At 33.9% G+C, this 26,354-nt stretch carries 30 protein-coding genes and 1 pseudogene; 9 read left to right on the plus strand and 22 right to left on the minus strand.

The window, feature by feature from the left end; translation table 11 throughout:
• Nucleotides 1-53 precede the first annotated feature (53 nt).
• Genes ABE048_RS02190 through ABE048_RS02205 form a run of 4 tightly spaced genes read right to left on the minus strand, consistent with a single transcriptional unit; the run spans nt 54 to nt 5,502 of the window.
• On the minus strand, nt 54-1,244 hold the full coding sequence (locus ABE048_RS02190) for a glycosyltransferase family protein (RefSeq protein ID WP_430308843.1): 1,191 nt from the start codon (nt 1,242-1,244) through the stop codon (nt 54-56).
• Between the two features lie 42 nt (nt 1,245-1,286).
• Nucleotides 1,287-2,474 carry a glycosyltransferase family protein gene (locus tag ABE048_RS02195; RefSeq protein ID WP_430308844.1) on the minus strand — a complete coding sequence of 396 codons (1,188 nt, stop codon included), beginning with the start codon at nt 2,472-2,474 and terminating at the stop codon, nt 1,287-1,289.
• A 22-nt stretch (nt 2,475-2,496) separates the two neighbouring features.
• A complete protein-coding gene (locus ABE048_RS02200; RefSeq protein ID WP_430308845.1) occupies nt 2,497-4,467 on the minus strand; it encodes a polysaccharide deacetylase family protein in 1,971 nt (656 codons plus the stop codon).
• A gap of 48 nt (nt 4,468-4,515) precedes the next feature.
• Nucleotides 4,516-5,502 (minus strand): polysaccharide deacetylase family protein, encoded by a 987-nt coding sequence (locus ABE048_RS02205; RefSeq protein ID WP_430308846.1) that lies wholly within the window; start codon nt 5,500-5,502, stop codon nt 4,516-4,518.
• Nucleotides 5,503-5,709: 207 nt separating this feature from the next.
• On the opposite strand from ABE048_RS02205, the gene ABE048_RS02210 reads away from it, so the two are divergent.
• On the plus strand, nt 5,710-6,321 hold the full coding sequence (locus ABE048_RS02210; protein WP_430308847.1) for a polysaccharide deacetylase family protein: 612 nt from the start codon (nt 5,710-5,712) through the stop codon (nt 6,319-6,321).
• A 107-nt stretch (nt 6,322-6,428) separates the two neighbouring features.
• Nucleotides 6,429-7,292 (plus strand): lytic transglycosylase, encoded by an 864-nt coding sequence (locus ABE048_RS02215; protein ID WP_430308848.1) that lies wholly within the window; start codon nt 6,429-6,431, stop codon nt 7,290-7,292.
• Nucleotides 7,293-7,748: 456 nt separating this feature from the next.
• Here the strand turns inward: ABE048_RS02215 and ABE048_RS02220 are convergent, their stop codons facing one another.
• The 7 genes from ABE048_RS02220 to ABE048_RS02250 all read right to left on the minus strand — a co-directional run bounded on the left by ABE048_RS02220 (nt 7,749) and on the right by ABE048_RS02250 (nt 12,798).
• A complete protein-coding gene (locus ABE048_RS02220) occupies nt 7,749-7,925 on the minus strand; it encodes a hypothetical protein (protein WP_430308849.1) in 177 nt (58 codons plus the stop codon).
• A 629-nt stretch (nt 7,926-8,554) separates the two neighbouring features.
• Nucleotides 8,555-9,052 carry an LURP-one-related/scramblase family protein gene (locus tag ABE048_RS02225; protein WP_430308850.1) on the minus strand — a complete coding sequence of 166 codons (498 nt, stop codon included), beginning with the start codon at nt 9,050-9,052 and terminating at the stop codon, nt 8,555-8,557.
• Nucleotides 9,053-9,436: 384 nt separating this feature from the next.
• Nucleotides 9,437-9,721 carry a hypothetical protein gene (locus ABE048_RS02230; RefSeq protein ID WP_430308851.1) on the minus strand — a complete coding sequence of 95 codons (285 nt, stop codon included), beginning with the start codon at nt 9,719-9,721 and terminating at the stop codon, nt 9,437-9,439.
• A gap of 333 nt (nt 9,722-10,054) precedes the next feature.
• The gene (locus ABE048_RS02235; RefSeq protein WP_430308852.1) at nt 10,055-10,429 is read right to left on the minus strand and encodes a hypothetical protein; all 375 of its coding nucleotides are present in this window, start codon (nt 10,427-10,429) and stop codon (nt 10,055-10,057) included.
• Nucleotides 10,430-10,676: 247 nt separating this feature from the next.
• A complete protein-coding gene (locus tag ABE048_RS02240; protein ID WP_430308853.1) occupies nt 10,677-11,057 on the minus strand; it encodes a hotdog domain-containing protein in 381 nt (126 codons plus the stop codon).
• A 58-nt stretch (nt 11,058-11,115) separates the two neighbouring features.
• Complete coding sequence (locus tag ABE048_RS02245; protein ID WP_430308854.1) at nt 11,116-12,099, minus strand: MBL fold metallo-hydrolase; 984 nt, start codon at nt 12,097-12,099, stop codon at nt 11,116-11,118.
• A 204-nt stretch (nt 12,100-12,303) separates the two neighbouring features.
• Nucleotides 12,304-12,798 (minus strand): DinB family protein, encoded by a 495-nt coding sequence (locus tag ABE048_RS02250; protein ID WP_430308855.1) that lies wholly within the window; start codon nt 12,796-12,798, stop codon nt 12,304-12,306.
• A gap of 597 nt (nt 12,799-13,395) precedes the next feature.
• On the opposite strand from ABE048_RS02250, the gene ABE048_RS02255 reads away from it, so the two are divergent.
• On the plus strand, nt 13,396-13,731 hold the full coding sequence (locus ABE048_RS02255; protein WP_430308856.1) for a CPCC family cysteine-rich protein: 336 nt from the start codon (nt 13,396-13,398) through the stop codon (nt 13,729-13,731).
• Nucleotides 13,732-14,055: 324 nt separating this feature from the next.
• Here the strand turns inward: ABE048_RS02255 and ABE048_RS02260 are convergent, their stop codons facing one another.
• From ABE048_RS02260 to ABE048_RS02270, 3 genes are all read right to left on the minus strand, one after another.
• Entirely contained in the window at nt 14,056-14,688 is a 633-nt protein-coding gene (locus ABE048_RS02260; RefSeq protein ID WP_430308857.1) for an HAD hydrolase-like protein, read from the minus strand.
• A 229-nt stretch (nt 14,689-14,917) separates the two neighbouring features.
• Entirely contained in the window at nt 14,918-16,114 is a 1,197-nt protein-coding gene (locus tag ABE048_RS02265; RefSeq protein ID WP_430308858.1) for a multidrug effflux MFS transporter, read from the minus strand.
• 98 nt (nt 16,115-16,212) lie between these two features.
• Nucleotides 16,213-16,542 carry an antibiotic biosynthesis monooxygenase family protein gene (locus tag ABE048_RS02270; RefSeq protein ID WP_430308859.1) on the minus strand — a complete coding sequence of 110 codons (330 nt, stop codon included), beginning with the start codon at nt 16,540-16,542 and terminating at the stop codon, nt 16,213-16,215.
• Between the two features lie 235 nt (nt 16,543-16,777).
• Here ABE048_RS02270 and ABE048_RS02275 point away from each other — a divergent pair, with 235 nt between their 5' ends.
• On the plus strand, nt 16,778-18,073 hold the full coding sequence (locus tag ABE048_RS02275; RefSeq protein WP_430308860.1) for an aminotransferase class I/II-fold pyridoxal phosphate-dependent enzyme: 1,296 nt from the start codon (nt 16,778-16,780) through the stop codon (nt 18,071-18,073).
• 708 nt (nt 18,074-18,781) lie between these two features.
• On the opposite strand, the gene ABE048_RS02280 is transcribed toward ABE048_RS02275, so the two are convergent.
• The gene (locus ABE048_RS02280; RefSeq protein ID WP_430308861.1) at nt 18,782-18,952 is read right to left on the minus strand and encodes a hypothetical protein; all 171 of its coding nucleotides are present in this window, start codon (nt 18,950-18,952) and stop codon (nt 18,782-18,784) included.
• A 196-nt stretch (nt 18,953-19,148) separates the two neighbouring features.
• Between ABE048_RS02280 and ABE048_RS02285 the strand changes: the two are divergent.
• Nucleotides 19,149-19,269: pseudogene (locus ABE048_RS02285) on the plus strand (IS1595 family transposase); the annotation flags it as partial.
• Nucleotides 19,270-19,272: 3 nt separating this feature from the next.
• Entirely contained in the window at nt 19,273-19,644 is a 372-nt protein-coding gene (locus ABE048_RS02290; RefSeq protein ID WP_430308862.1) for a hypothetical protein, read from the plus strand.
• A gap of 216 nt (nt 19,645-19,860) precedes the next feature.
• On the opposite strand, the gene ABE048_RS02295 is transcribed toward ABE048_RS02290, so the two are convergent.
• The 3 genes from ABE048_RS02295 to ABE048_RS02305 are packed head-to-tail and all read right to left on the minus strand — an operon-like array spanning nt 19,861 to nt 22,360.
• Complete coding sequence (locus ABE048_RS02295; protein ID WP_430308990.1) at nt 19,861-20,916, minus strand: LLM class flavin-dependent oxidoreductase; 1,056 nt, start codon at nt 20,914-20,916, stop codon at nt 19,861-19,863.
• Nucleotides 20,917-20,933: 17 nt separating this feature from the next.
• Nucleotides 20,934-21,866: a ring-cleaving dioxygenase gene (locus tag ABE048_RS02300; RefSeq protein ID WP_430308863.1), complete on the minus strand. Its 933-nt coding sequence runs from the start codon at nt 21,864-21,866 to the stop codon at nt 20,934-20,936.
• Between the two features lie 50 nt (nt 21,867-21,916).
• Entirely contained in the window at nt 21,917-22,360 is a 444-nt protein-coding gene (locus tag ABE048_RS02305) for a MarR family winged helix-turn-helix transcriptional regulator (protein ID WP_430308864.1), read from the minus strand.
• Nucleotides 22,361-22,586: 226 nt separating this feature from the next.
• Between ABE048_RS02305 and ABE048_RS02310 the strand changes: the two genes are divergently transcribed.
• Complete coding sequence (locus tag ABE048_RS02310) at nt 22,587-22,796, plus strand: hypothetical protein (RefSeq protein WP_430308865.1); 210 nt, start codon at nt 22,587-22,589, stop codon at nt 22,794-22,796.
• A gap of 40 nt (nt 22,797-22,836) precedes the next feature.
• Here the strand turns inward: ABE048_RS02310 and ABE048_RS02315 are convergent, their stop codons facing one another.
• The 4 genes from ABE048_RS02315 to ABE048_RS02330 all read right to left on the minus strand — a co-directional run bounded on the left by ABE048_RS02315 (nt 22,837) and on the right by ABE048_RS02330 (nt 25,231).
• Nucleotides 22,837-23,265 (minus strand): hypothetical protein, encoded by a 429-nt coding sequence (locus ABE048_RS02315; protein ID WP_430308866.1) that lies wholly within the window; start codon nt 23,263-23,265, stop codon nt 22,837-22,839.
• A gap of 114 nt (nt 23,266-23,379) precedes the next feature.
• Nucleotides 23,380-23,847: an NUDIX hydrolase gene (locus ABE048_RS02320; protein ID WP_430308867.1), complete on the minus strand. Its 468-nt coding sequence runs from the start codon at nt 23,845-23,847 to the stop codon at nt 23,380-23,382.
• A 60-nt stretch (nt 23,848-23,907) separates the two neighbouring features.
• Entirely contained in the window at nt 23,908-24,435 is a 528-nt protein-coding gene (locus tag ABE048_RS02325) for a hypothetical protein (RefSeq protein ID WP_430308868.1), read from the minus strand.
• A gap of 271 nt (nt 24,436-24,706) precedes the next feature.
• Nucleotides 24,707-25,231: a DUF4871 domain-containing protein gene (locus ABE048_RS02330; protein WP_430308869.1), complete on the minus strand. Its 525-nt coding sequence runs from the start codon at nt 25,229-25,231 to the stop codon at nt 24,707-24,709.
• A gap of 177 nt (nt 25,232-25,408) precedes the next feature.
• Between ABE048_RS02330 and ABE048_RS02335 the strand changes: the two genes are divergently transcribed.
• Together ABE048_RS02335 and ABE048_RS02340 are read left to right on the plus strand one after the other, a co-directional pair.
• Entirely contained in the window at nt 25,409-25,801 is a 393-nt protein-coding gene (locus ABE048_RS02335; RefSeq protein WP_430308991.1) for an NUDIX hydrolase, read from the plus strand.
• A 94-nt stretch (nt 25,802-25,895) separates the two neighbouring features.
• Nucleotides 25,896-26,321 (plus strand): hypothetical protein, encoded by a 426-nt coding sequence (locus ABE048_RS02340; protein WP_430308870.1) that lies wholly within the window; start codon nt 25,896-25,898, stop codon nt 26,319-26,321.
• The last annotated feature ends 33 nt before the right edge of the window (nt 26,322-26,354 follow it).

A 26,354-nucleotide genomic window follows, 5' to 3' on the forward strand; every position in this document is an offset into this window, starting at 1 on the left:
TAAAAACCGCACTTACTTATGATACGGTTCATCGTAATACTTCTAAATGCGATTTAAACAATCCTTTTTCTTATTTTTAGTATCTGATTCTCAAAAATCAAATCAGATGTTAACCCATTTAAAGTTTTTAAATCCTTAATTGAAACACTACATTCACTGGATATTCTATACAAAGTATCTCCCTTATTAACCTTATAGGTTTCGTAATCATCCTGTGGCCTATAATATAAAATTTCACCTTTTTCTTTGGTTGGATAAAAACTATTTTTTAGAATGTTATTGTCAATTAATGTTTTTATTGTTTGTTTTGCTCTGGCTTTATATGAGTGCTCTTGAACAGTTTTTCGTCCTTGTATCTGAATTTGTGATCTTTTTTGGGAATGATTAAGGAAATATAAAATTTTCTGTACGGTTTCTTCTGGCGATAAAGAGACAACCAAATCTTTTCCTGGTTCAAAAATTTTTCTTACTCCAGGTGTATCTACTGTTATTAGAAAGCCGCCGGATCCTAAAATTTCATAGGTCCGTTGCGTCAATAAATCAGGATAATTTTGTAAGCCTAATAAAATTTTTGCGGAACTGTACACTTTATTTGCATCACTATAATTTAGAAAACCGTGAATCCATTCATCGGGTATATCAAAGCCAAAATAATCAGCCATTTTGTCCCAATTGTTCCCCCAAAAATCAATACGAATATTCTCCCTAAGAAGTGGTCTAATTAAAATATCCAAAGATTTATGGCGGTAATGTTCTGGATATTTGTCTAAAATATCTGGATATGCATTTGCAACTATAGCAATATCTGATTCATATTCAGGATGAACATTAGTTGGATGATGTATCGTTTCTTCATAACCGAAATCTAAATGGTCAGAAGGTATTCCTAATTGTTTATAGGTTTCTATATTATCTGGGCATAAGGTAAAAACAAAGTCAGGTTTAATAGTATTTACTAAAGGAATCGACCAAACATCTGTATAAGCCGGGTCTTCAACAGCCCAATAAACCAACGGAATTTTGTGTGATACCATCTGTTTTCGAATTATCTTTTGCTTATCTTTTGTATGCTCCCTTCCCCAACCGATAGTAATAGCAAAATCAGGATTAAAATCTTCAATCATCTTGGATAGATTTTCATTATTTATTGGCCCTGAAATAAGAATATCATGCCCTTCCGCTTGAAACCCTCTTGTTAAATTATTAGTCCAAATCTCTCCGCTTTCTAAAAAGAGAATACGCATTGTTTCACCTCTATTATTATCTAAAAAGAATTTACAATTTAATTATTTCTTTTTTATTTTTAAAAAATGATTAACCTCAATTGTATCTGATTTAAGGCAATTTAAATGCTTGATTTCTTCAATGCTTACTCCAAACTTTCTTGATATACTCCATAAAGTATCATTTGGCTCAATGATATAAATTTCGTAGTCTTCCCTTAATGTATCCACATAATGAACCAAATTCCCTTCTCCAGAGCTTTTCGCACTTTTCGAAAGAATACCAGCATCGATGAGTGTTTCAATAATATAATTAGCACGCTGCTCATAAGAGTATTTTTTTACGGTTTCCATACCTGCTTTCTTTACTTTATTACGTTCTTCAGGATGACTTAAATAGTATTTTACAAGTTCAATCGTTTCTTTAGAGGAATTACTTACGATAAGATCTTTACCAGTGGTAAATAATCTCCTAATTTCAGATGTATCATTTGTAAGCAAAAAACCACCTGACCCCAGCACTTCATACGTGCGCTGTGTTAATTGCGTATCATGATTTTGTATACCTAAAATAATTTCTGCTGAACTGTACACTTTATTTGCCTCGGCATAAGGAAGAAACCCGTGAATCCAGTCATTGGGAATCTTCTTTCCAATGATATGCTCCATTTGATCCCAGTAGCGACCCCAGAAATCAATTCTTATATTTTCTTCCAGAAATGGACTGAGAAGTGACCGAAGCGCTTTAAAGCGGTAGTGGTCAGGTCTTTTTTCATATAGCATTGGATAACCGTTCGCAACAATTGCAATCTGAGCCTTATACTTTTCATTAACTTCCGCAGGGGAATGGACACTTGAATGATATCCAAAATCCAAGTGCGCCGAAGGAATGTTTTTCTCCCGATAGAAATCCACTCTGGAGGGACAAATGGTAAATACAAAGTCGGGTTCAATGGTCTGAATTAGAGGCAGGGAAAAGGTGAAAGTATACCCTGGATCTTCTGTAGACCAATAGACATGAGGAATATTTGTGGATGTGACACACTCTCGAATCATCTTTTGTTTTTCTTCTTTATGTTCTGCTGTGTGTCCCATCGTGAAAATTAAGTCCGGGTGAAAATTTGATATCATATCCGTCATGCTGTCCTCAGTCAGAGGACCCGAAACCATGACGGTATGCCCAGCATCACAAAAACCGTTTGGAAGTCCGTAAATCCACATCGGATCACTTTCTAGAAACAATACACGCATAATATCCACTTCCTGTAAAAACTTAGTTCCATAGCATTTCACTTACTTTTACTAACTGATATCCCTGTTTTTTAAGTTCTGGTATGACAAGATCCATTGCAGCTGCTGTAGGTTTTCCATTTAAATGTGCAAGTACAATGTCATTACCTGTAAGCTTTGAAAAAATCCGACTAAAAATCGTATCTGCAGTTGGTTCTTGCCAATCAAGAGTATCTATGCTCCAATAAATTGTAAAAGGAATATCGGTTTGACCTGCAGCTTCCAGGAGGGTTTTATTCCAATAACCAAATGGTGGACGGAATAAAGGGCTGCCCTTTATCCCAAGAACTTTTTCAATACACGAAGATGTGCGTGTTAATTCTGATAGGATTTCATTTTTGGAACACTTCGTTAGATCTGGATGACTATATGAATGATTTGCAATCTCGTGTCCATCGGATACAATTCTTTTCGCAAAATGAGGAAATTTTTCTACCCAAGCCCCGGTTAAAAACATGGTTGTTTGTATATTATGTTTTTTTAATACATCTAAAATAGCTTCAGTATTTTCTGCACTATCGCCAGCATCAAATGTTAAGGAAATCATTTTGTCATCCTTTAAACCTTTAGAAAGGAGAACAGAGGGTAACTTTTCTTCTGATTTGATATACTTCTTATCAATCTTTAAGAGTTGGCCTGCATAGATAAAATCTGATGCTAATTCATTTTCTTTTTTTAGTTCTTCGACTGAAATACCAAACTCCTTTGAGATCTTTCCCAATGTTTCTCCATGGCAAATTGTATAATAATCGTATTTATTCACTTTATTTTCTGCTAATCTTATTTTCAAAGGGAGACCGGTATCGATTATATCTGAGGTTAATTCATTTAAATGCTTTAACTGATCAATTGTTACCCCAAACTCTTTTGAAATTTGATACAAAGTATCCCCATTTTTAACGTCATAGATTTCAAAATTACCCTGTTGGTAGATTTTTCTTTCAATTCTTAAACTGTAGGTACTTTTCCTTTTGTTAAAGATTCCATTCTTCTCTAAAACTTCTAGCATATATTCCGCTCTTGCTTTATAAGAGTGTTTGTTTACCGCTTCAATGCCATACTTCTTGATTTTCTCCCTTTCTTTAGGCTGTTGAAGGAAATAATTTACTAATTCAATTGTTTCTTCAGGTGATGATGATGTTATTAATTCTCTTCCAGATTTAAAGAGCCGCAGGACTTCAGGGGTGCTGTTTGTTAACAAAAATCCTCCCGATCCAAGTACTTCATATGTTCGCTGTGTCAGTTGTGTAGGCAGATTTTGCAAGCCAATGATGATATCAGATGAACTATAAATTTTATTTACAATTGTGTAATCAATATAGCCACGGATCCATTCTTTTGGGATTTCTACCCCCAAAAGATCCCCCATGTTATTCCAATTATTCCCATAAAAGTTTATTTGAATATTATTTTCAATCAACGGTTTAATTAAATTTTTCATAGATTGGTGACGAAAATGATTTGGAAAATAAGAAAGCTTTCTTGGATATCCATTCGCAACAATAGCAACTGGTGAATAATATTTGGAATCAAATTCTACCGGAGAATGAACTTTAGGGTGATGTCCAAAATCTAAATGCTCCGAAGGGATTCCTAAACTTCTGTAATAATCGACCCTGTCCCGGCAGATCGTGAACACAAAATCCGGATGGGCTCTGCTAATATAAGGAACTGTAAATATTTCAGTGGATGTTGGATCTTCTGTAGCCCAATATACATGAGGAATATTAGCATTTATCGTGCTTTCATATATTTTTTTTTGCTTTCCTGTCGTTGAGTTTTCAGGACCCCATCCCATTGTAATGATTAAATCTGGTCGAAATTCTGAAATAAGATTAGGAATATCTAGACCGTCCAATGGACCGGAAATTTTCACTTCATGCCCCGCATCCTTAAATCCATTTGGTAATCCATGAATCCACATTGTATGGCTTTCTAAGAATAAAATGCGCATAAGTACACTCCTTGCTCCTCTTAAGTTGGAAAAATCATTTTTAAAATATTAGTCTAGTAACATTGGTATCGTGACAATTTCATAACCTTCTCTTATTAACTTATCAATAATTTCAGGCAAAGCCTTTACGGATCCATCGAGCCTGCCTGGTGCACTTTTAAAGGAATGCTGTAATATAATTGCCCCTTCTGTTAAATCTCTATTTACAATCGACATAATCTCCTCATTTGTTAAACCAGACCAATCAAGTGTATCTACTGACCACATGATGATCTTATAACCTAATTCATTAATGATTTGAATATCCGAATTCGTAATAAAACCATATGGGGGACGAAGAAGTGTTGTTGATTTTCCTGTATGTGAACGAATTTCTGTTTCGGTGGATTTAATTTCATTTTTTAGCTCCGATGTTGATAGCTCTATAAAGTTTGGATGGCTCCAGCTATGATTACCGATTTCATGACCTTCTCGAAGAATTCTTTTAAAGACTTCAGGTTGCCACCTAACTTGTTGACCAACCACAAAGAAGGTTGCTTTGACTTTTTTTTCTTCAAGGATATCTAATATTTGAGGTGTATAGATTTCATCCGGTCCATCATCAAAGGTTAGAGCAGCCATTTTTTTATTTGCCGAACCTTTATAAAAAACTGCTCTAAGTGGTCTAGCCGAATGATTTGTCATCAGATTTATTTTATGGGGAGGAGAGTATTCTAAAATAGACATCCTTAGGTTTTGAACGACATATTGAAACGGTATAAAGATTTTCCCATCCAGATTCAAAGGTGCAACCGACAAAGTTTCATTTTTTATTAGACTATCATTTTGAACTAAAACTTCGTATTGATCTTTAAAGAAGGTGATGGTTGTGTTATTTTGTTTCAGTATTATAGTTTGCTGCTCCCTCTCGTAGTCTACTAAGACATTAGCATGCTTAAAGAATAAGGCTGAAATCATCATAACTCCATTACATTCATAAAAGTGGCTCTTCACCTGTTGACCGTCCAAATTAATATCAATTTGATGTACACTCATATTTTTTCACCAACTGTAAATTATTTTTAAGTCATTAGCAAACCTAAAAATATAGTATGTAAAAATTAGAAAGAGGGATGGGTTGATGTTCCACCATTGGAGGAATTGAGTTCACTTCTAAAAAATTAAAGAAGGTGACATATAATCCATGCATTTTGTTCTCGTTTACATATATTATATGAAACACGAAAATAAGGAGATAACCATATGAAAGATCAAAATACCTCGTTACCTATCTATCATGGTAATGAAACCATTCGGAATATTTCTTTTATGGTAAATGTAGCTTGGGGAAATGAGTATTTAATAGATTTATTAAAATTATTGAAAGAAAGAAATATCAATGTAACCTTTTTTCTCGAAGGAAGGTGGGTGGAGCAGTACCCAGAATACGCACTCATGATTAAAGATTCAAATCAGGAAATTGGAAATCACGCCTATTCACACAAGGATATGAGAACATTAACAGTAGAGGAAATTAATATGGAGATTACTAAAACGAATGAAAAAATTCATGAGGTATTAGGGGTTAAGCCTAAATACTTTACTCCACCATATGGATACTTCGATTCCAGAGTCCTTGAAATAGCTGAGAATCTTAAAATGGAGACTATCTTATGGTCACTGGATACGGTCGATTGGAAAATTGAAAATCCAAATGAGATTATTGATAAAATTGTCCCTAACATCAAAAATGGCTCAATCATTTTAATGCACCCAACTGAATCGTCTTTAACAGCACTTCCATCTATAATTGAAAAAGCTCTAGACCAAAATTATAAAATTAAAAAAATAAGTGAATTGTTAAACAATAACTGAAATCCATATTTTTGAATCTTAATTTATTGAGGGAGGCACTTATTATACTAGAAAGAGTTCAAACTATAAATTACCTGTAGAAAGAAAGGAGAGTATTTTTTATACAAATGAAAAAGTCAGAAAATAATAAATCCAAATTATATTATATTGTGAAACCCTCAGATACACTTTGGGGAATATCGAACAAATTCGGAGTCAGCATTAGGCAGCTAATGCAATTAAATAATCTCTCTTCTGATCAAATATTTGTTGATCAAGTTCTTAAAATCCAAGAAATTATCGAAGATGAACTATATTTGAGTGAAACCTTCAATGACATAATCCCTGATCAAGTTACAGAAGAAGACACCAAGCCCAAAAAATTCCAACTGCATATTGTGAGCCCATCAGATACACTTTGGGGAATATCGAACAAATTCGGAATCACCATTAGGCAGCTAATGCAATTAAATAATCTCTCTTCTGATCAAATATTTGTTGATCAAGTTCTTAAAATCCAAGAAATTATCGAAGATGAAATATATTTGAGTGAAACCTTCAATGAAATAATCCCTGCTCAACTTCCTGGAGGCATTCAAGCCAAAAGATGGGCAAAAGACATAATAGAAGCAGCTCAAAAACATGAAATTCCCAGTCAAATTCTCTACAGTATTATGGTAATTGAAAGCCGGGGAAATCCCAATAAAGTCTCTGCAGATGGTGGAATTGGATTAATGCAAATGCAAATTGAAACAGCAAATTTCCTTGACGTTAACCCGTGTATTCCAGAGGAATCTATTGACGGAGCTGCACGTTATTTGAAATTACTCTTTTGTGAATTTAATGATTGGACTCTTACAATAGCAGCCTACAATGCCGGTCCAGATAAAGTAAAAAAATATAATGGAATACCAACACTTGAGATAACTCAAGATTATGTAAAAAATGTACTTTCATATTGTAAAGCATTAAATTGGCTCGATAATAAATAAATTTAAAAAACATTTTGCAACACAAAATTAAGCACTAAAGCCATAAATCTATCTGACGAAGACCAATAGGTCCTGTTGGTCCTGTTGGTTTTTTACATTGGTAACATAGAAATAGTAATTTAATTAGGGAAACTAGTTAGTGAAAACAGGAATGGTAATCAAAACCTCATTTACTTATGATACGGTTCTCCTTGACAAATCTAAATGAGGTTTTTCCATTTTTATTTAGCTCATTTGCGGCTTATTTTTTTAATTTATATTTACTGGATGTATTTTGATCTTCTAAATTTTTATCCTGTTCTCTTAAATCCTTTATATTCTTTTACTTGTAGATGGTGATAATCCACGAAGCCTTTCGATTATTTTACGTGTTATATTTTCATTCTTTATTTCGGATGATTTCTCGCCCGTACCTGTCTAATCGTCAACTTCGAGCAAGAGGCTCATTGTAATCGTTCATAACGTCATGCACCAGCATAACGGATCACTTCCACCACAATGAGGGCAACACCCTCCTGTATAAGTAATTCTAATTTGATCTGAATGAAGTACATAATAATCAGTAATTGGTTCGACACCTGGGATCGCTATCCCGCCTGGAATCTCCGGCAATTTAACCTCCCGTACTGTCATGTCCGACCACTTTCCGCTCCAGCAACAATTACTGCACTTTAATATCTCTTCCGAAAAGTTTGGAGCATTTTGGATGACAATAATGCATTCCTTACTATAGGTATTACAATTAGGACAATCGTGTACTTTCATGAATCTCCACCTCTCATCAAATTTAAAACTTTTCACGTACCCCTAAAAACAATCTAATCAGAATGGGTCATATCCCAGCATAGCGGTCCGACGAAACTGCACACGATGGGGAATACAATATTCCACTAACAAATCTCTGCATAAATGGGTTCAATTTTAGGGTTCTGCTCAATAAATTAGCTTATAGAAAGGCAAAACTCGCCGCGGTAATTGGCGAGATTTTTGTTACTTATTCATTTTTATAATGAAGCATAGCGAGTTGACCTAACCTTTCAACAAACTGAACTTGTCGTGGAAATACCCGAACTCCTAAATTATTTATCAGACTATGTTATTTTAAGTACAGATTTCACAATCTCTTCTAAATTATAACCCAACAAATACAAATTTCATTTAAGATATTGCTCCACAATCTGGCCCTTATATGTAAAATAGCACTACCCTTGTTCAAGGATAGCGCCCGAAAACTGTTAGCCTTTTAATTTTACACTTCTATTTTAAATCGACGCTGTTGAAGAAACAGCTGCTTGATCAGCCTTCACACAATCAATTGCAACAACGAGTGCAATAATAATGGTTTCTATCTCTTCATCTATTATTTGAACCTTGTAGCTATCACCCCAAGTGAACCACTCTTTGCTCACTTTACCTACGATTTTACCATGATGTAAAACTTGGAAATCCATATCCCACCAATTACCCTGTACTTCAATACCTGCCGCATCAATTGTATACCGTGCTTTTAAGAAGGAAAATTCCTGCTTTATTGTTAATACCTCTCGACCATTTACATCAACCAAAAACTTTGGTAAAAAGCTGAACACCTTTTTCGTAATGAGTGCTACTTCATCTCCTGCTGTATTCATAATGGAGAAAGTCTTTGGGACTTGCATAAAACTTCCCTCTACATAATATATATCCTTCTCCTGATGATCCTTTACTGTATATTTCCCACTAAGACTCAATACCTTCTGCTTTATATAAAGCTGCCTCATACTTACGCCTCCTAGGTTAAATCTTTTACATTACTTACGTTTGAAATGGACATTGGTTCCAAACTTATGCATTAAATTAAAAATAATACTAAAAAACATTTCTATTTGTAATACGGTTCATCATCATTTATCCTTAGCTTATTTACCTTGTGTAAAGTCAGCAATTCTTCCTTCGCAATATGGCCCGATTGTTGAACAGAATGACTCTTTTTTTTAACAACTTTATTATTTTTAACCGACATATTATAAATTAAATAACTTTTTTGTCACTTAACATTAGTCTATTTCAGTGCAAGAGTTCCCAATCCATGATCTACTATTCTGCTCCGTTAGTTTAATAAAGAAAAAAAACGATCTTCTTTGTTGAGGGATTTCTCCCTTACTCTATATAGATTCTGTTCCTTTTTCCTTAAAGATACCCACCAATAACATAATAAGCCCTATGATGAAAATCACTGGAAACAAATACACCATAATCAATGCTGCCCATCCATTCCTAACTATAATTGCATAGGTTAAACCAATTGAAAAAGATAAGAATGGTGCAATTGCTATCATAGTAGTGATACCCCAAATGATATATTTTCTTTTTTTCGATTTATCTTTACTTAATAGGTATGCCGCAGCTGAACCCAGTATTGTAACCGCTAAAGCTACGATGATCGCCATTTCATACATCCCCTTTCTCTTCTGCTACAAAACTACACCTTAAGTAAACAACGTCTTCACTTTATTATAGAGATACCCCTTTTAGCATCCATGAAGCTCACTTCACCATAATATATGTAAGAACTACATTCGAAGAAGGAAAATCATCTATTTCTAGCAAATTCTCGTAATACAAATTTACGATGCCCGCTTCCTAATTGGGTATAAATAAATTCTTTTATTTCTTCTATACTAAATATTAGCTCATCCTGTTATTCAACTTACTTGAAAAAGTAAAAAGACGTTTCCATTTTAATGTAGAAACATCCCCGATAGATGATTAAGTATTTGTGCTTACCGAATGTAATGTTCCTTAAAAAACAGTTTAAAATTCGGCTTAAAGTCAATTTCAATCGTTTGTTGCGAATCTTCGTTTAGAACTGTTAACAGTACACTTGAAATGTCTTTTTTATCTGCTGTAATTTCAAATTTTTCGACCCGTTTTAAATCCAAAATTGATAACACTCTACTTGAAACACGTTGAGTTACTTTAATATTCACTTCACCGTAGGAGGGAGAAAGTGTAACAATAAAGTTTTCCTCTCCGTTAGAAAATTGATACGTTGCTTGATTATAATAAAATGGTAAACCTTCCGAAGTGGTATCAAATAATGTAGGTTCACACTCAAATAGCGAAAGAAAATCGTTTTCTTCTGGAAATATAGCCATTACCATCATCACCTTTCAATACTATTTTAACATTTCCTTGTTACTCTAAATTGCCTCGTTAGTACAATAAATTTAACGAAAAGAATATTAAATCCTTGTTGGATAGACGCTCCTTCATAGTTAAAAAGCGTTTCCACCTATTGTAGAAACGCCACCTTTAGTAATAAGAACTAATCCTTAATCACTACATATTTATGAAACCAAACTTTTTATTTCCATCTTATTTTATTTTGAAAAAATCGAGAATTTATAGGATTACACCTGAAAAATCCCCTTTTAAGACTTCTATCTCATTTTGATTTTTACATGAAAAAGAAGTATAAATAGAATTTCGATTTTTATCTTCTTGCCATTCGTATTTTTCTACTTTCACTTCACAAATAATTGTATCCCCAGTAAATACAGGTCTTAGAAATTCAAAATTCATATTGCGAGCAAGCACATTATTATCTCCACCTATTTTTGTTGGTAGAGTTGCCGTTAATAGTCCTTGAATAACAAGTCGCCCCTGCTCATCTAAGGTTCTATGGTGAATCCCTTCGTCACCTGAGATTTCTGTAAATATTTTTACATCACTTACTGTAAAAGTACGTTCAAACGAAATAATATCTCCTACTTTTAAGGACATATAAATCTCCCTCTCTTAAAGGTGTTATTTTCATTAAAAATCTGACAATTTTTATTTGTTAAGTGAATAAACCTTGAGTTTTCCAATCTTTTGGCATTATGTTTTTATCCAGCCATTCTTTTTGTGGTGCTTGGTATGGAGCGGTAGCGATTAAATGATTATTGTTCCAGCTTGCTGCTCCAGAACGAATCATTTCATCTAACAGGATTTGTATAAATTCTTCAGGCTGACACTGGAAGGAGTAGCGTGCAAAATCTTGGAACCAACCACAGTTTAGTAGGTAGTTATCTATTTCTTCTTTTGCCAATCCGTTTTTCATAATTAATGTGAATGCAAAAATCCTTTTTAGGGCATGCCATGAAACTTTTTCTGGAGTCTTAAGCCACTTTTCAAATCGTTTCCTTGCTGCATCAATAGAAGCAATAGGATTATCTATTTGAGGTCCATGTCCTGAATATGCTTTTTGAATCGGAAGCGTGGACAATCGATCTAAACTTTCTAGTGAACGTTGGATAGATGAAACACCCTCCCGGAAGATATTTAACCACCCGATATCACTTTTGTGAAAGAGATCTCCGCAAATTAAGATTTCCTCTTCAGGGTTATATAAAGAAATATGACCTAAAGTATGTCCTGGTGTGTGCAACACTTTCAAAGTTCTGCTTCCTGCATGAATCTCATCGTTATCTGATAGTTTTCTATCAACTCGATAAGGTTCTACAGGTTGATCTAACCATTCTGAACTACAAGATTCAGGGTCACAAGAATTAATTAATTCGGCGTCCCATTTATGAGCAGCAATCGGGACACCATAGTTTTTTTGAAGATAATAATTACCACCTACATGGTCACTATGATAGTGTGTGTTCACAATAAGATGTAATTCTTCGGGTGAAACGCCTTCATCTTTAACTAATTGCTCTGTATTTTTCACATCACTTCCAAAACCAGTATCAATAAGAATCGGGAACTGATCTTTAATAAGGATCATGTTTGCACTTGGAAATTGCCTTTCAAAGAAAATAATACTGGACTTTTTCATAAGCTATTCCTCCTAAAATGTTATGAACTATACAATATGATTGAACGTTCAATTATTAATTTTTTCTTTGTTTTTTATTTAGCTTTGTTAAATAGTTTTGTTGTTTTTCAGGTATAAAATATGGGAACTTCCGATTTGGACGGTCCCTCTCTTCCATTAAAGCGAACCCTATAATGGAATTACTGTAAAGCTAATGAAGCTTTTTTAAAAGCTGCGTTTCCCTGCCCAAGCTCCTTGCATTTTACTAAGGAATACAATTTGCCCAATATGATATGCGTCGTGCATTGCTAAACTCTTCAGTTCAAGCACTAATGAATTATCTTCACCTGGGACCTGTCTATACAAATCTTCATGTTCTGATTTTGCTAGTATTTTTTCAAGTTCACGATGAACATTAAAGTATTCTTGTTTTGTTTCCTTCCAATTTTCTAACGTCTCAGTTGGTAATCGAAATGTAGATTCATTATTTTCTGCCTGTGGTTCATTCGCTGTTTCACCAAGGAATCGCATCAGAAATCTCTTTTCATAGAAAAGTAAATGACAAACTAATTCCCAAATGGAATTCATTGCCCCATCAGCTGGTTTCCAAATTGCCTGTTCAAAAGTGATATTCTCTAGCACTTTTTCAAGTGGTGGAAACCAGTCTTCTTCATCTAAGCAGCTTGCCCATTGTTGTAACAAAAGTGTCTTTACATCCATTTTCTATTCCCTCCAATTTAATCCCATCACAAAACATTCCAATACATCCAATCCCTTGTTCAATTAAACTGTCCCTTAACGGATCAATAAACTTTCCGTTATTTTATATAAAACACCTTTGAACTCTAAATTTATGAATCTTCTTATTATTTTATCTTTAATTCGATATAGTAATTAATTAATCCTTCTTAATACAGATTGGTAAGCCTTTGTTGCTGCACAAATTGTTGCGGATATGTATGCATCTGAAATCAATCGAGTAAATTACAAAAATCAAGACGCAATTCAGTAATTAGGGTTAGGAAGGTTGTTTAATAAGGTGGATTCCGATGAAGAAGAATTTGAGGAATCATTTTGATCAAACTTTTTTTCAAAATGATTTCTTTTTATTTATTGTAAATATAGGCTAATAAGATGATGCTTCTTAAGCAAACACTCCCCTGCCCTATTAGTTTAACAAGCACCTTCTCCTATTACACATCATCTACGATATGTGCAGTAAGCTAATTCCTCCTCGTCTTTATGCTATAATCACAAGAAGCTAAATAATTTGTGACTTTATGTGAATAAAACATACTGGTGTGGAGGTATATAAAAATGAAAAAGAAAAAGGGAAAATATAAGTCTGAATACGTGCAAGTAATAAGCTATGAAGAAACAAGTAGTGATGAGTTTGACACTGAATCTGAAATAGTCGGAAATTCACCATGTCCTTGCTGTGGATTTATTACAATTCCGAATGATGCCATCGCTTACATCTGCCCAGTATGTTTATGGGAGATAGATGATTTTATTCAAAGTAATGATGAAGAAAGTGATCAAAACCATGGCTTAACACTGAATGAGGCAAGAAAAAATTATCAACAGTTCGGAAGTGTATTACCTAGGTTAAAAGGTAGGCCACCCAGAGAATATGAATATCCAACAAAATAAATAATAGGTAACTAAATGGCCCTATATTTTTAAAAATTTTAGGGCTATTTTTAATATTCATTGCTCAATTACTTATTGCACATCATCCTTCAACTGCGATATAAAAACTCCGTCTCTTCTTCAACTAACCTGCTCTCGTAGTTTAAGTACAATTCTTCACAATTTTTTTACCACTTTCAACATAAATATCCAATAAAAAAATCACCTCTAAGAAAAACTAAAGAGGTGATTTTTATCAAACTTTATTATAAAATTTCGTTCTTTCTATAAATGATCAATTTTTTTCAAAAGCTTCATCTTCTTTACAAACTGTATTTTTTATTTTCATAACAATTCGATAAAATAATCTAACACTTTATCAGCTTGTTTTAATTCTTCTTCCTGTGCAAAGTCAAAATTGACACAAATTGCAGTTAAACCATTTTCTTTTGCAGCCATGATATCTGATAATCGATCACCAATAACGGCGCCTGTAGTAATTTGATTTTCACTGACTATCATCTTAACCAAATCCGATTTTTGTCCTGAAGGAATCGATTGGATGCTATATACCTTTTTTATAAAACGATCCAAAGAATATGTATCAATAATCGACTTAAGATACTCTATTTGTCCATTACTTGCTATGTATAATTCATGATCCGCTCCTAGTTTTTCCAATACAAATTCCACATCTGGATACAAAGAGCCTCTTCTATTTTTTATTAATTCAATTAATTTCTTATGAAAAATCGCGTTACTCTTTTCGCGAACCTCCAATGAATGACTTGGACATAATGTTTCCCAAACTACTGGTAATGGTACCCCCATTATTTCTCTATACGTTTCGATTGGAGTATCTCCATCCCAAAGATTATTTTTTCTTAATACATCAAATGCTCCCTCTAATGCTTGTTCTAAAATTAAATTTGTTTGAAATAATGTACCATCCATGTCAAAGATTAATGCTTTCACCATACAAATTCCTCCTTTAGAAGCTTTATTATTAGTTGCCACCCTATCTCTTACGTTTTTCATTTTTTAATAAATGGAGATCGTCCGATTGGATACAATGAGCTGGAATGGATATTGGCTGAATTAAAAGAAGGAGCAATTGAATGCTCCTTTTTCAAGCTATTTCGTTTCGTATTAACTAAAAATTGCTCTCTATTATTATCGTTATTTCCATCTAGTTTACTTTTAAGATTTATACATTTTTTATCATCGTACTATTAATCACAAGTGCCAATAAAGCACATACAAGCATAACAATCGCCATCGGAAGTGCAGTAAGTTCCCCTGCAATCCCCACTAATGGAGATACGATCGAACCACCCAAGAATGGTAGTAAACCTAGCATTGCAGACGCACTTCCTGCATGTTGTCCTTGGTTTTGCATGCCTAGAGAAAACCCTGTTGGCGAGACAAGACCAACACTTGAGACAGTGATAAAGAAACCTAGCAAAATCATAAACAGTGGCAATTTAAAGATTGCAACCATGAGCAATAGTAAGCATCCAATCGTTGCTTGCCAAACTCCGAATTTTAAAATCGTTCGTTCATCATATTTCCCAACTAAGCGTCCTGTCAGTTGTGTCATCAGTACAATACCAAGGCCATTTAGCGCAAATGATGCTGAAAACCATTGAGGAGATAAGCCGTACATCTTTTGTAAGACAAATGGAGAAGCCGCTATGTATCCGAACATACACGTTAAAATAAAAGATTGGGTTAATGAATACCCCATGAATTCTTTATCTTTAATAATGATAGGAAATGCTTTAAAAGGTGTAAAAAAGTTTCCTTCTGTACGCTCCTGGACACGTAATGTTTCAGGAAGTTGCCAAAGTACACCAATCAGTAAAAGGGTACCTCCAAGTGAAAGTGAGTAGAAAATAAAATGCCAATCTCCAACTGCCAATAAGAATCCACCCAAAAGTGGTGCAACAATTGGTGCAATACCATTCACTAAACCAAGGATTGTCATAAATTTCGTCAGTTCTTTGCCACTATACAGATCTCGCGCAGCTGCTTTTGCAATCACAATTCCAGCAGCACCTGCGAAACCTTGCATAAATCGTAAAATAAGATGGATTATAATTGAACTGGTCAGGCCGCAAAGAAATGAAACAAGCGTGAACAAAATAAGTGCACTAATTAAAGGTTTTTTTCGTCCCGAAAGATCACTCAGTGGACCAAAAAACATTTGACCTATTGCAAGCCCAATAAAGCAAGCGGTCATACTAAATTGAGTAACTGATGTTGATGTATGTAAGTCATTAGCAACCATAGGTAAAGCGGGTAAGTATAAATCCATACAGAGTGGACCAAAGGCAGTTAATGAACCTAAAATGATCACAACCCAAAAAGTACTCTTTTTTTCTATCGCAATTGTGGTACTCATATAATCACCTTTCATTTTTTCATATATCCATAGTGTATAAATCTTAATGGATATTGTCTAGATGATTAAGATTATCAATCATATTAATTTCAAACTCATTAATCCTTTGATGCAAAATAATCTCGCTCAACTTTGGAAATTCTTACATGATAATTTTGATACCATTCTTCCTTTCCCCTTTTCTGAGCGATTTGATGTGATATATTATTTTTCCAATTCTTTATTGCCTCAAGTGAATCCCAATAGGAAACAGTAATTCCTAATTCATCATCCCTCGCACTTTCAATGCCTAGAAATCCTTCTTGTTTTAATGCCAGTTCTTCCATTCTTTTTGCCATTTCAGCATATCCATTGTCTGCTTCTGTACGCTGGGAAGTAAAAATAACCGCATAATAAGGTGGCTTCGGCGTTTTAGCTGTTAAATTCATAAATAACACTCCCTACTATTTAATGTAATTTAATTTCACTTGCTTTTATTTGGAACACCCTTTAATTATACGAAAATCCACATCCAAATAAAGGGAAATCATATTTGTAAATTTTTACATCCTAGAGAAAAAAATAAATAAAAAAAACTTAATAAAATTATTATGAAATAAATTCAATTCTCCTAATAATCATGTATAATTACTCGTAGTATATCGAAATGAGGCGAATGACAACATGCATAGTTTAGCAAAAGAATTAAATGAAACTATTCAACAAGAAAATCCTTATGTATATGACATGCTATCTGGTTTAGCAAAAGAATTGTATTTCCCGAAAGAGGGAATTTTAAGTCAATCAGCCGAAGCTGGGAAAAAAGCGAACAAGTACAACGCTACAATCGGCACAGCTTTAGAAAATGGTAAACCAATGCACTTAAAAGTAATTCAAGACACTTTATCTGCATATGAACCTTCTGATTTATACTTATATGCACCACCAGCGGGTAAACCTGCACTTCGTAAAGAATGGCGTAAAAAAATGCTTGCTGAAAGTCCTTCATTAGAAGGCAAAACTTTTAGTAATCCAATCGTTACAAATGCTTTAACTCATGGTTTAAGTATTGCAGCTGATTTGTTTGCAGATGAAGGTGACGCTTTAATCATTCCAGATAAGAACTGGGAAAACTATGACATGGTATTCGGTATCCGTCGACATGCGCATACTGTAACATATCCACTTTATAATGCTGATAACAAATTCAATGCAGAAGGTCTTCGTCAAGCCATCCTTAGTCAAAAAGACAAAGGAAAAGCTATTGTATTATTAAACTTCCCGAACAATCCAACTGGTTACACACCAGGTGCTGAAGAAGGTGCAGCAATCGTAAATGCGATTACTGATGCTGCTAATGCTGGAATCAATGTGGTGGCAATTACTGATGATGCTTACTACTCATTGTTCTTTGAAGATTCTTTACATGAATCATTATTCGGTGCATTAAGTAATGTTCACGAACGTGTACTTGCAGTGAAAGTCGATGGAGCAACAAAAGAAGAATATATTTGGGGATTCCGTGTTGGTTTCATCACTTATGGTAATACAAGTGAAGCGTTGTTAGCTGCTCTTGAAGAAAAGACAAAAGGTATTATCCGTGCAACGATCTCAAGTGGACCACATCCATCACAAACATTCTTACTACATGCACTTCAAAGTCCTGAATTTGAAGCACAAAAACTAGAAAAATTCAACATCATGAAAGGCCGTGCAAACAAAGTTAAAGCCGTTCTTGAAAACTCTGAATTCGAAAGTGCTTGGGATTACTACCCATTTAACTCAGGATACTTTATGTGCTTAAAACTAAAAACTGTTGATGCTGACAAATTACGTCTTCACCTTTTAGAAGAATATGGCGTTGGTACAATCGCACTAAGCGACACGGATCTACGTGTAGCCTTCTCTTGTATCGAAGAAGAAAGTATCGAAGAATTATTCGAATTAATTTATAAAGGTGTAAAAGATATCGAAGCGTAAGCTTATGAAACGAAGAAAGCTGGGTGGCAATTTAACTGCTATTCAGTTTTTTTATTTCATCGAAAACTTTACTGATTAAGTAGGCTCTTATAAGTGACTAACATTGAAAAAATAATTATATCGACGTATACTAAAATAAATAGCAACATAAATTAAAAAAAGACCGCCGATGTTAGTGCATCAAACGGCCAAATAGATAGTTGGTTCCCATAAGGGGATTGGCTGTAAAGGATAAGATAACCCACCCCGCAGAGCGCTCAACTCAAGGATGGGTTATTTTTTATGATTAAATGACAGAATTGTAATGACTAACGTTGCAAACGCAATTGCGAACATTAACGCTTCAAATACTGTCACGGCATCACCCCCCGGGCCCACACAATGTGGGTTATGCAAACGTTGCCGCAGTACGCGGCGATTTAAGTCTGCGAACCTATATTTGGAGTATGCCAACCACCCTCGAGTACCAACTATCTTATACATATTATACCAATTAATGATTCTATTTAAAACTCATGAGTTAGTAAAAGCAACAAGAACTTTCTAAGTATGTTTCAGTTACCTACTCATTGAGAATCAATTCTTTTAACGAATATCCACATATAGCTGTTTTCTCACCGAAACAAGAAGGTACTGGATCGTTTCGATATTTCTGAAAAATCTTGAATCATGACTTCATGAATAAGCTCTGAATTAGTTGATCCTTCATTAATAATGTTCATTCAGTTGACTAATTCTATTTCCAATCTCATATAACTGATCTTCAATTAGTTGTAATTCGTAAACTTGACTCACTGATTTCCAAGCAATGATAGATAGACTTACTGCTATAACAACTAAACACGCAACCTTAACGTATTCCAATTTGTCCTTTTTCATTACGCTATCTCCTTTTTTGTGAGTAGAATCTGATGAATTTTTCTATACATTCACTTTTCAGAACAATTACCTATTTTGAGTATATCATTCAATCGGATTTTTGGTTAAATTTTACAAACTTTGAATATTGATATTTGAGACCTGTTCGAAATACTTTTATAATGGTTTTAAGAATAAATATTTGGGAGGAAAAGGCATGAGTATAGCATTCCGCAACTTATTAAAGCATATTGACGCATTACCACATACGAAAAAAGAACAAGTGTATCAGTGTGTCAAACGCTATGTAGAGCCTTCTTCCTCTGTCGGGGGGTATGATTATGATTCAGGTAGTGATTGGCAAAGAAAATATAGACTGTATGGGGGGATTTATTGCCAAATATGCAGATGCGATTATGGCTCATATTAATCCAAGCAATTTACATAAACATGATATTGCCATTATCATTAAGGGTGATGGAACAATTTTTGGAAAAAGAGTAACTCAGCTAGACACAAATCAAAATCACGATGAATGGTTAGAAATTGCAAGGGATACTATAAAGCCCCAAAAAAGTCCGATTCTAAAAGAAGTATGCTTTTTCAAAATCAAAAAAGGCAACTTATATGGAACTTACATCATTTCAGAAGATTTCATTAAAAATGAACAATTTTCGGATGAACAATCTTATCTTAATTTCATCAAAAAATAAACTTATGGAAGTTAGTTATATTTTATTTAACGTTTTGTTATGGCTTATCACACTGGAGGGAACCACTGATTACGGTTCCCTCCAATTTTTATGCAATTATCAACAGCAAAGTTAAAAGTGCTATTTCTAATTAAAAGACCTGCCAACATTTTCATATTGTTGACAGGTCTTTTTTTGCTCATTTTTTTGAACTTCCTACTATTACTATCCCTAAGGCTATGATTTAGTATACTTTTTAATAGCAGGCATAATCTCTGTAGCGATTAATTCGATATTCTTCATAATTTTATCGAACGGTACGCCTCCAAAATCAATTTGTGCCATAAAACGTTGGTGACCATATAGCTCATACTGATATAGCATTTTTTCTATAATTTGTTGAGGACTACCTACCATCAATGCTTGGTGACGATCTGGTCCTTCTTCCACTTGCCATTTTGGATAGCCAGTTCCACGAATAAACTGCATTCCAGCATTTAGATGCGGATACATTTCTTCTACAGCATCTTGAGAATTCTCGGCTGTATAAAATAATGATGCCGTTGCAATTGGTAGTTCAGATGGATCATAACCACTACGTTCAGCCGCTTCTCGATAAGCATCAACAGAAACCTTAAATGTTTCTGCTGGACCACCTAAAGTCGTTAACATCATAGGAATACCAGCATAGCCTGCTTTAATAGCACTTCCTGGTGGCCCCCCTACTGCTCTCCAAATCGGAAGTGACCCTGTTTTTGTATGAGGCAGTATTTCTGCATTTTGTAGTGAAGGACGAAATTTGCCTTCCCAAGTAATATGACTATCTTTATTTAACTGTATTAGCAATTCAAGTTTTTCTTCAAATAATTCTTCATAGTTATTTAAATCGTATCCAAGCAAGTCGTATGCTCCAACACGTGAACCACGACCTGCAACAATTTCAGCTCGGCCATGTGAAATCAAATCAATTGTTGAAAAGTCTTCATATGTTCGAACTGGGTCTGCTACACTTATGACAGAGGCAGAACTAGCAATTTTAATATTTTTTGTTGCTTGAGCAATTGCCCCTAAAATGACAGTATGACCTTGTGAAGCAAAATATTTCTGATGACTCTCACCTACTGCAAATACATCGATACCTGCTTGGTCTGCTAATTTGCTAGCTTCAATGATTTCTTGAATACGTTGTTCTGCACTAAGATGTTCACCGTTTAAGGGATTCATCACGTGATCCCCTAATGTATATAAACCAAATTCCATTCCTTTTGAAGGATCGATACGATATTGTTCCATCATTTTACTCACTCCTTTTAATCAAGCGGTTCTAGTTTTGCTTCGATTAGTTCACGTTCGCCTTCTAAAAATGGCGGTAAATCTAATTTTTGCCCTAGTTCTTCTACTGCTGCATCTGCAGTAAAACCTGGTCCATCTGTTGCCAGCTCAAATAATATTCCATTTCTGTCACGTACATATAAACTTTGGAAGTAGAAACGGTCAATAATCCCAGATGTATGAAGCCCATAATCGATTAACTTATTGTTCCACATTTCAAGTTCCTCTTGATTTTCAACTCGAAGGGCTAAATGATGAATACTTCCACGACCTGGTTTTTCACTATCTGCTTCAAGCTCTTTCACGACAATTTCACCCGTACGTTCACCTTTAACAGATTGAAGACGAACAAAGTCAACTTCATTTTCAACAACTGTAAAGCCAAATAAATCTTTCAACAAATTAACTGTTTTATTTAAATAACGAACAGTAATGTCAATTGTGCCCATAGCGAAAATTTGATGCTCCTCTGGTACTTCTGATGAGGTAACAGGCTGCCATGTTGTCGGAATTCTAGCACCATTATTATTTAAAAGGACCATTCGCAAATCCTCATGATCTTCAAAGAACAATGCATCCTGCCCCATATATGTTGTAATATCACCGTGTTTTACATCTAGGTCTTCAAAGCGTTTTTTCCAATATTGTAAACTTTCATAGCTTGGTACTAATAAACCGATTTGTGTAATTGCATTCGTGCCTCGTTTCGTGCTTCCTGCAATTGGCATTTCAAAAAATGTAATATCAAGTCCAGGATTTCCTACTTCGTCTCCGTAAAATAGATGATACATCGATGGATCATCTTGGTTTACTGTTTTTTTCACGCGTCGTAATCCTAGAATATTTTGATAAAAATGATTATTCTTCTTTCCGTTTTTTGTTAGCATTGAAATATGGTGATGCCCTTTCATATAAATCGCTCCTTTTTCAGTTGATCAATCAAGTGATACCTTAAAAAAATTTACTCTGGTTGTAAATTTTTTTCATGTGTGTGTTTTTGTAACTTTGTTGTTAATTCATATAATTGCCTTAGCTCTTCTTCTGTTAATGCTTCATTGAAGAAGGAGGACTGGAATGCCACTTGCTCAGGTGTTGCAACTTTTAATATATCTTCACCTTTTTCGGTCAATGAAATCTTCTTTATCTTCCATTCCTGTTTACGCTCAATCAAGCCATCCTTTTCAAGTCGAGCTAACATTCGTGAAATTCCACCTTGTGTAACCGTTACTTTCTCTGCAAGTTCGGATTGTGTAATTGGCTGATAGGTTTGAATTTGAATCAGTACATCAAACTGCGCCACTGTTAAATCAAAGCGTTTTAAAAACTCATTCGATAACTGATTACTCTCTGTTACGAAGCGTGTCATTCGCATCCAAGTAAGTGATTCAAGTGTATTCTTTTTCAAATTGTTGTCCTCCTTTCTTTGTTCTTGTCATCACTTTACTACTCAAGTGATAAATTGTCAACTACTTAGAATGAAATTGCATAATAAAGATTTATGAATTTGTAGAATAAGTATCTATAACGAAAAAAGTTACCTCAGTTAAAAAAAATTACATTACATATTGATAAAGTGAATCCTTTACTTCTGGTATCCGTAAATAATTATAAGGAAAAGGAGGCTGATTCATATGTTATTTTTATTAATTGTAATCCATTTACCATTCTACGGATTAGCGATATGGGGATTATATGAACCAGAAGAAGCGATTTTATTTTTGGAAAAATGGCGTTATAAAGAAGAACCAGTGTTCTCTGATAAAGAAATGAAGTTATTTAAGTTTAGGAATATCTTAGCAATTGTATTGATGACATTAATTATTATTGTCTATGCTGTATGATACATTTACACAAATTCCTTTTAAGTTTTGCCCATTCTTATTAAACTGATGTACTAAATTCATTTAATAAGATATTTTTTAGATTTTGTGAATTTTCTTTATCCAATCTTCCAAATCCTTCTTTCTCATTATTGCTGATAATTATTGCAGTTTCATTTTTATTAAACCAAATTCTATATTCATAAATTTTCTCAGGTATATTTTTATCAATCATGTAGAATAGAGTTGCTAATATATCCTCTTTTCTTGCCATTTCAACTTTTGTTTTAGGTTCCCAACTCACATTTTCTAAATAGTTACTTATTAAATCTACCTTTTGTTGGTCCGTAATCATGAAAACATCTTCATAATTTCCTTCTTCGTTAACTTTTTGAACATCCACTCTTGTTAACAGTTCTTCTTTTTCAGAACAAGCTGCAAGTATAATTCCAAAAGCGAATAAAAAAATCACATACATAATTCTTTTCATTTATAAACACCCCCAAGCATTTATACAATGAACAGCTATACATTGAAATTTTACAAATAGTAATTGCTAAATGATTCTTTCATTTCAACCAAATTTAACGCTACCGTCCCAAAATCAACAGTCTTTCACAACAATATGTTTAGGATAATGAGTGATATCTTTAATTTCTGTTTTTATAAATTCAGGATATAGATCGACTTCATCAAGTTGAGCGATTGGGACCCATTTATATATCAAGCTTTCGCCTTCAATTCCGTAAAATTGGTTTGAATTAATCTCATAATCCTTATCTGTTGAGACTTGATAATAGAATCCTATTTCATGAAAGTTATCTTCATTGTATTTAAAGAAATTTTCTACTGACCATAGTAATCTCTCTATTTGAACATCAATGCCAAGCTCTTCTTGAAGTTCCCTTTGCAATCCGTTCTGAGCTTGTTCTAATATTTTTACCCTACCACCTGGTAGCGACCAATTAGAATCATTGACAGATTTATGTATTAAAATATGACCCTCTTTTACCAAAACTCCAACTACCCTATAATTGAAAATTCCTTGTTCTGTTTTAAATACGGCATCCATTTTAAATTACTCCCCTCATGTTTAAAGATTACTTTAGTTTATCGATACCCTTTTTAAGTATTAACTTTCTTCAACATCGACAACAATATCTCCGAATAATTGATCATCAATGTAAACCTTTAGCTTCCATAACCCCGCAGTGGGAAACTCCATTAAAGAAGGTACGTGTGTAGTTGCACCATTATTAGGACTTATACCAACACCTGGATAAGACCAAACTTTACTATCACCATCCGTTAATATCTTATGCTTCTCGCCTTTTTCATTGATGCCTACTACTTTTAAAGGTCCATCAAACTCGTCTTTATTTCCCCAAAAATGCCACATATACTTGTTTCCTTTTCCTTCAATAATTGGATCAATTGCAACATGATCCCCACTACCTGATCCAATTAAGAATCCCATTCTCCCTTCTTTTCCAATCAATACATATTTTCCTTTCTTACCATCACCGAAATTTACGGGAATATCGAAAGTTGGACTCACTTCCCATTTTGTTGAATGTACTTCCCCTTTTCCCTGAGTCGTTTGTTCTGAACATCCAACTAATAATACTACTAATAATAATGCACCCAGTAGCTTTTTCATAAAACCCTCCCTTTATAAATGTTGAATTGATAACGGATTGACCCGCTATTTTTAGTGAAGAAAAAATACACTTTCAAACAATGGATGCCGGGTAGTTTACGAGCAGACTTATGAACAAATACATCTGAGAATTTTTAAAACAAACGAAAAGAATCAGTAACGGAAGGCTATGACAAAGTGGATCGTATCAATGTACAAGTGGTTCAAAGGAAATTAAAATACACAAAATATTCCAAAAAAATAAAATCCAATTAATCTATATTTCTGAAATCTACTCATTTATATCCATTACTAACGTATCAAACAAATGATGATCAATATAAACTAACAGTGCCCATTTTCCGGATTCCGGTAAGACAACGTTTGAAGGCATACTCGCATCAGCCCCATTAATTTTGCCACCACCGAGTACATTCTTTGTCCAAACTGCATCGCTAAAAACAGGAGTGATTTTTGCAGTATCTTTGTTATAACCAATGACTGTTATTTCCCCTTTATCAATTCCCCAAAAATGCCATAACCACTTTTGCACTTGATTGGCCTTTAATTCTGGTCCTATGAATCCGATTTTATCTTTGTTACCAACCATATCGCTTCTTGATTCTGTATCAAATTGAGTAATTTTTTTGTCCCAATTTATTTTTTCAAAATCCTTATCCTTCACAAATTTTGGTATATCATGTGGCAAACTCACATTATTTGCACTTTGTTCATCTTGATTCTTTGCCAAATTGCATCCACTCACAACAAATAAACATAATAATAACAGTGCTATCAATTTAGTCTTAGAATTCAACTCCATCCCCCTTTAACATATTTCATTTTGTTTAATTTTAACATATTAAACCATTTATTATATAAAATTATATTTAGTGCAATTATATACAGTATAATGAAAATAAATCGATGTTAAGAATATAGAAAAAAGATTCAACAGTTATATATTTTCATAGGAGTGATGATATTGAATGAAATGCAGAAATTTTGGAACGGTGCAGCTGCCATCATTATGTCAGATAACAAATTACTAATGGTTAGAGGAAAAGATACTTCAAGCTGGAGTGTTCCTTCTGGAGGCATTGAAAATGGCGAAACTGCAGAAGAAGCATGTGTAAGAGAAGTGTGGGAGGAAACTGGTTATAATGTAGGGATAAATAAATTGTTACAGATCAAAAAAGCATTAATCGGAAATTATCATGTCACCACATCTTATTTTCTTTGCAACGTGATTGATGGCCAAATTACATACCACGATCCAGATGAAATAATTGAAGAAATTTCTTGGAAAACATTTAATGATTTTAAAAAAATTCAACACGATTATCCAGAAAATAGAGAAATGTTACTATCCTATTTCAATGATTAGAAGCATTGATAAAAAATCCAATGCTTCTTCTATTATTTCAATGTTTTTTCAGCTTATGTTTGTAGCACTTATTCTTTAGGGGGAGGCAAGAATAATGATGAAATTTTATTCTGCTTTAGTTTTTACGGTAACTTTAGTGATTTTAGCATTCGTTTATTGGGATTATACAGAAAGTACAATGAAGGGAAACTCTGAAAATGGAATATGGAAAGCAATGTATAAAGAACAAAAAATCGGCGGTAGCTCAATAGGGTGGTTAGCTTCCATTAAACAAAAAAACAAAGAAAAAATTACTGTAAAGAAAATCAAATTTTTAGAAGAAGATAAAGTATTAGTAGAGAGAACAGAGTTTTATGAAGGAAGAGATGATATTGATGGAACAGTATACTCCCTACATCCCTTTTCATATCCTGATATATATTTAGGAGATGCTCCTAAAGAAGGAAATTCATATCAGATTCAAATTATATGGGAAGATAGTAGCGGGAAAGAACATAATGATAATATTAAACTGGAGTAATATAAGATTAGGATTATTTACGTTTTTGGAATA

Source organism: Rummeliibacillus pycnus, assembly GCF_050459865.1.
GTDB classification, from domain to species: Bacteria; Bacillota; Bacilli; order Bacillales_A; family Planococcaceae; genus Rummeliibacillus; species Rummeliibacillus pycnus_B.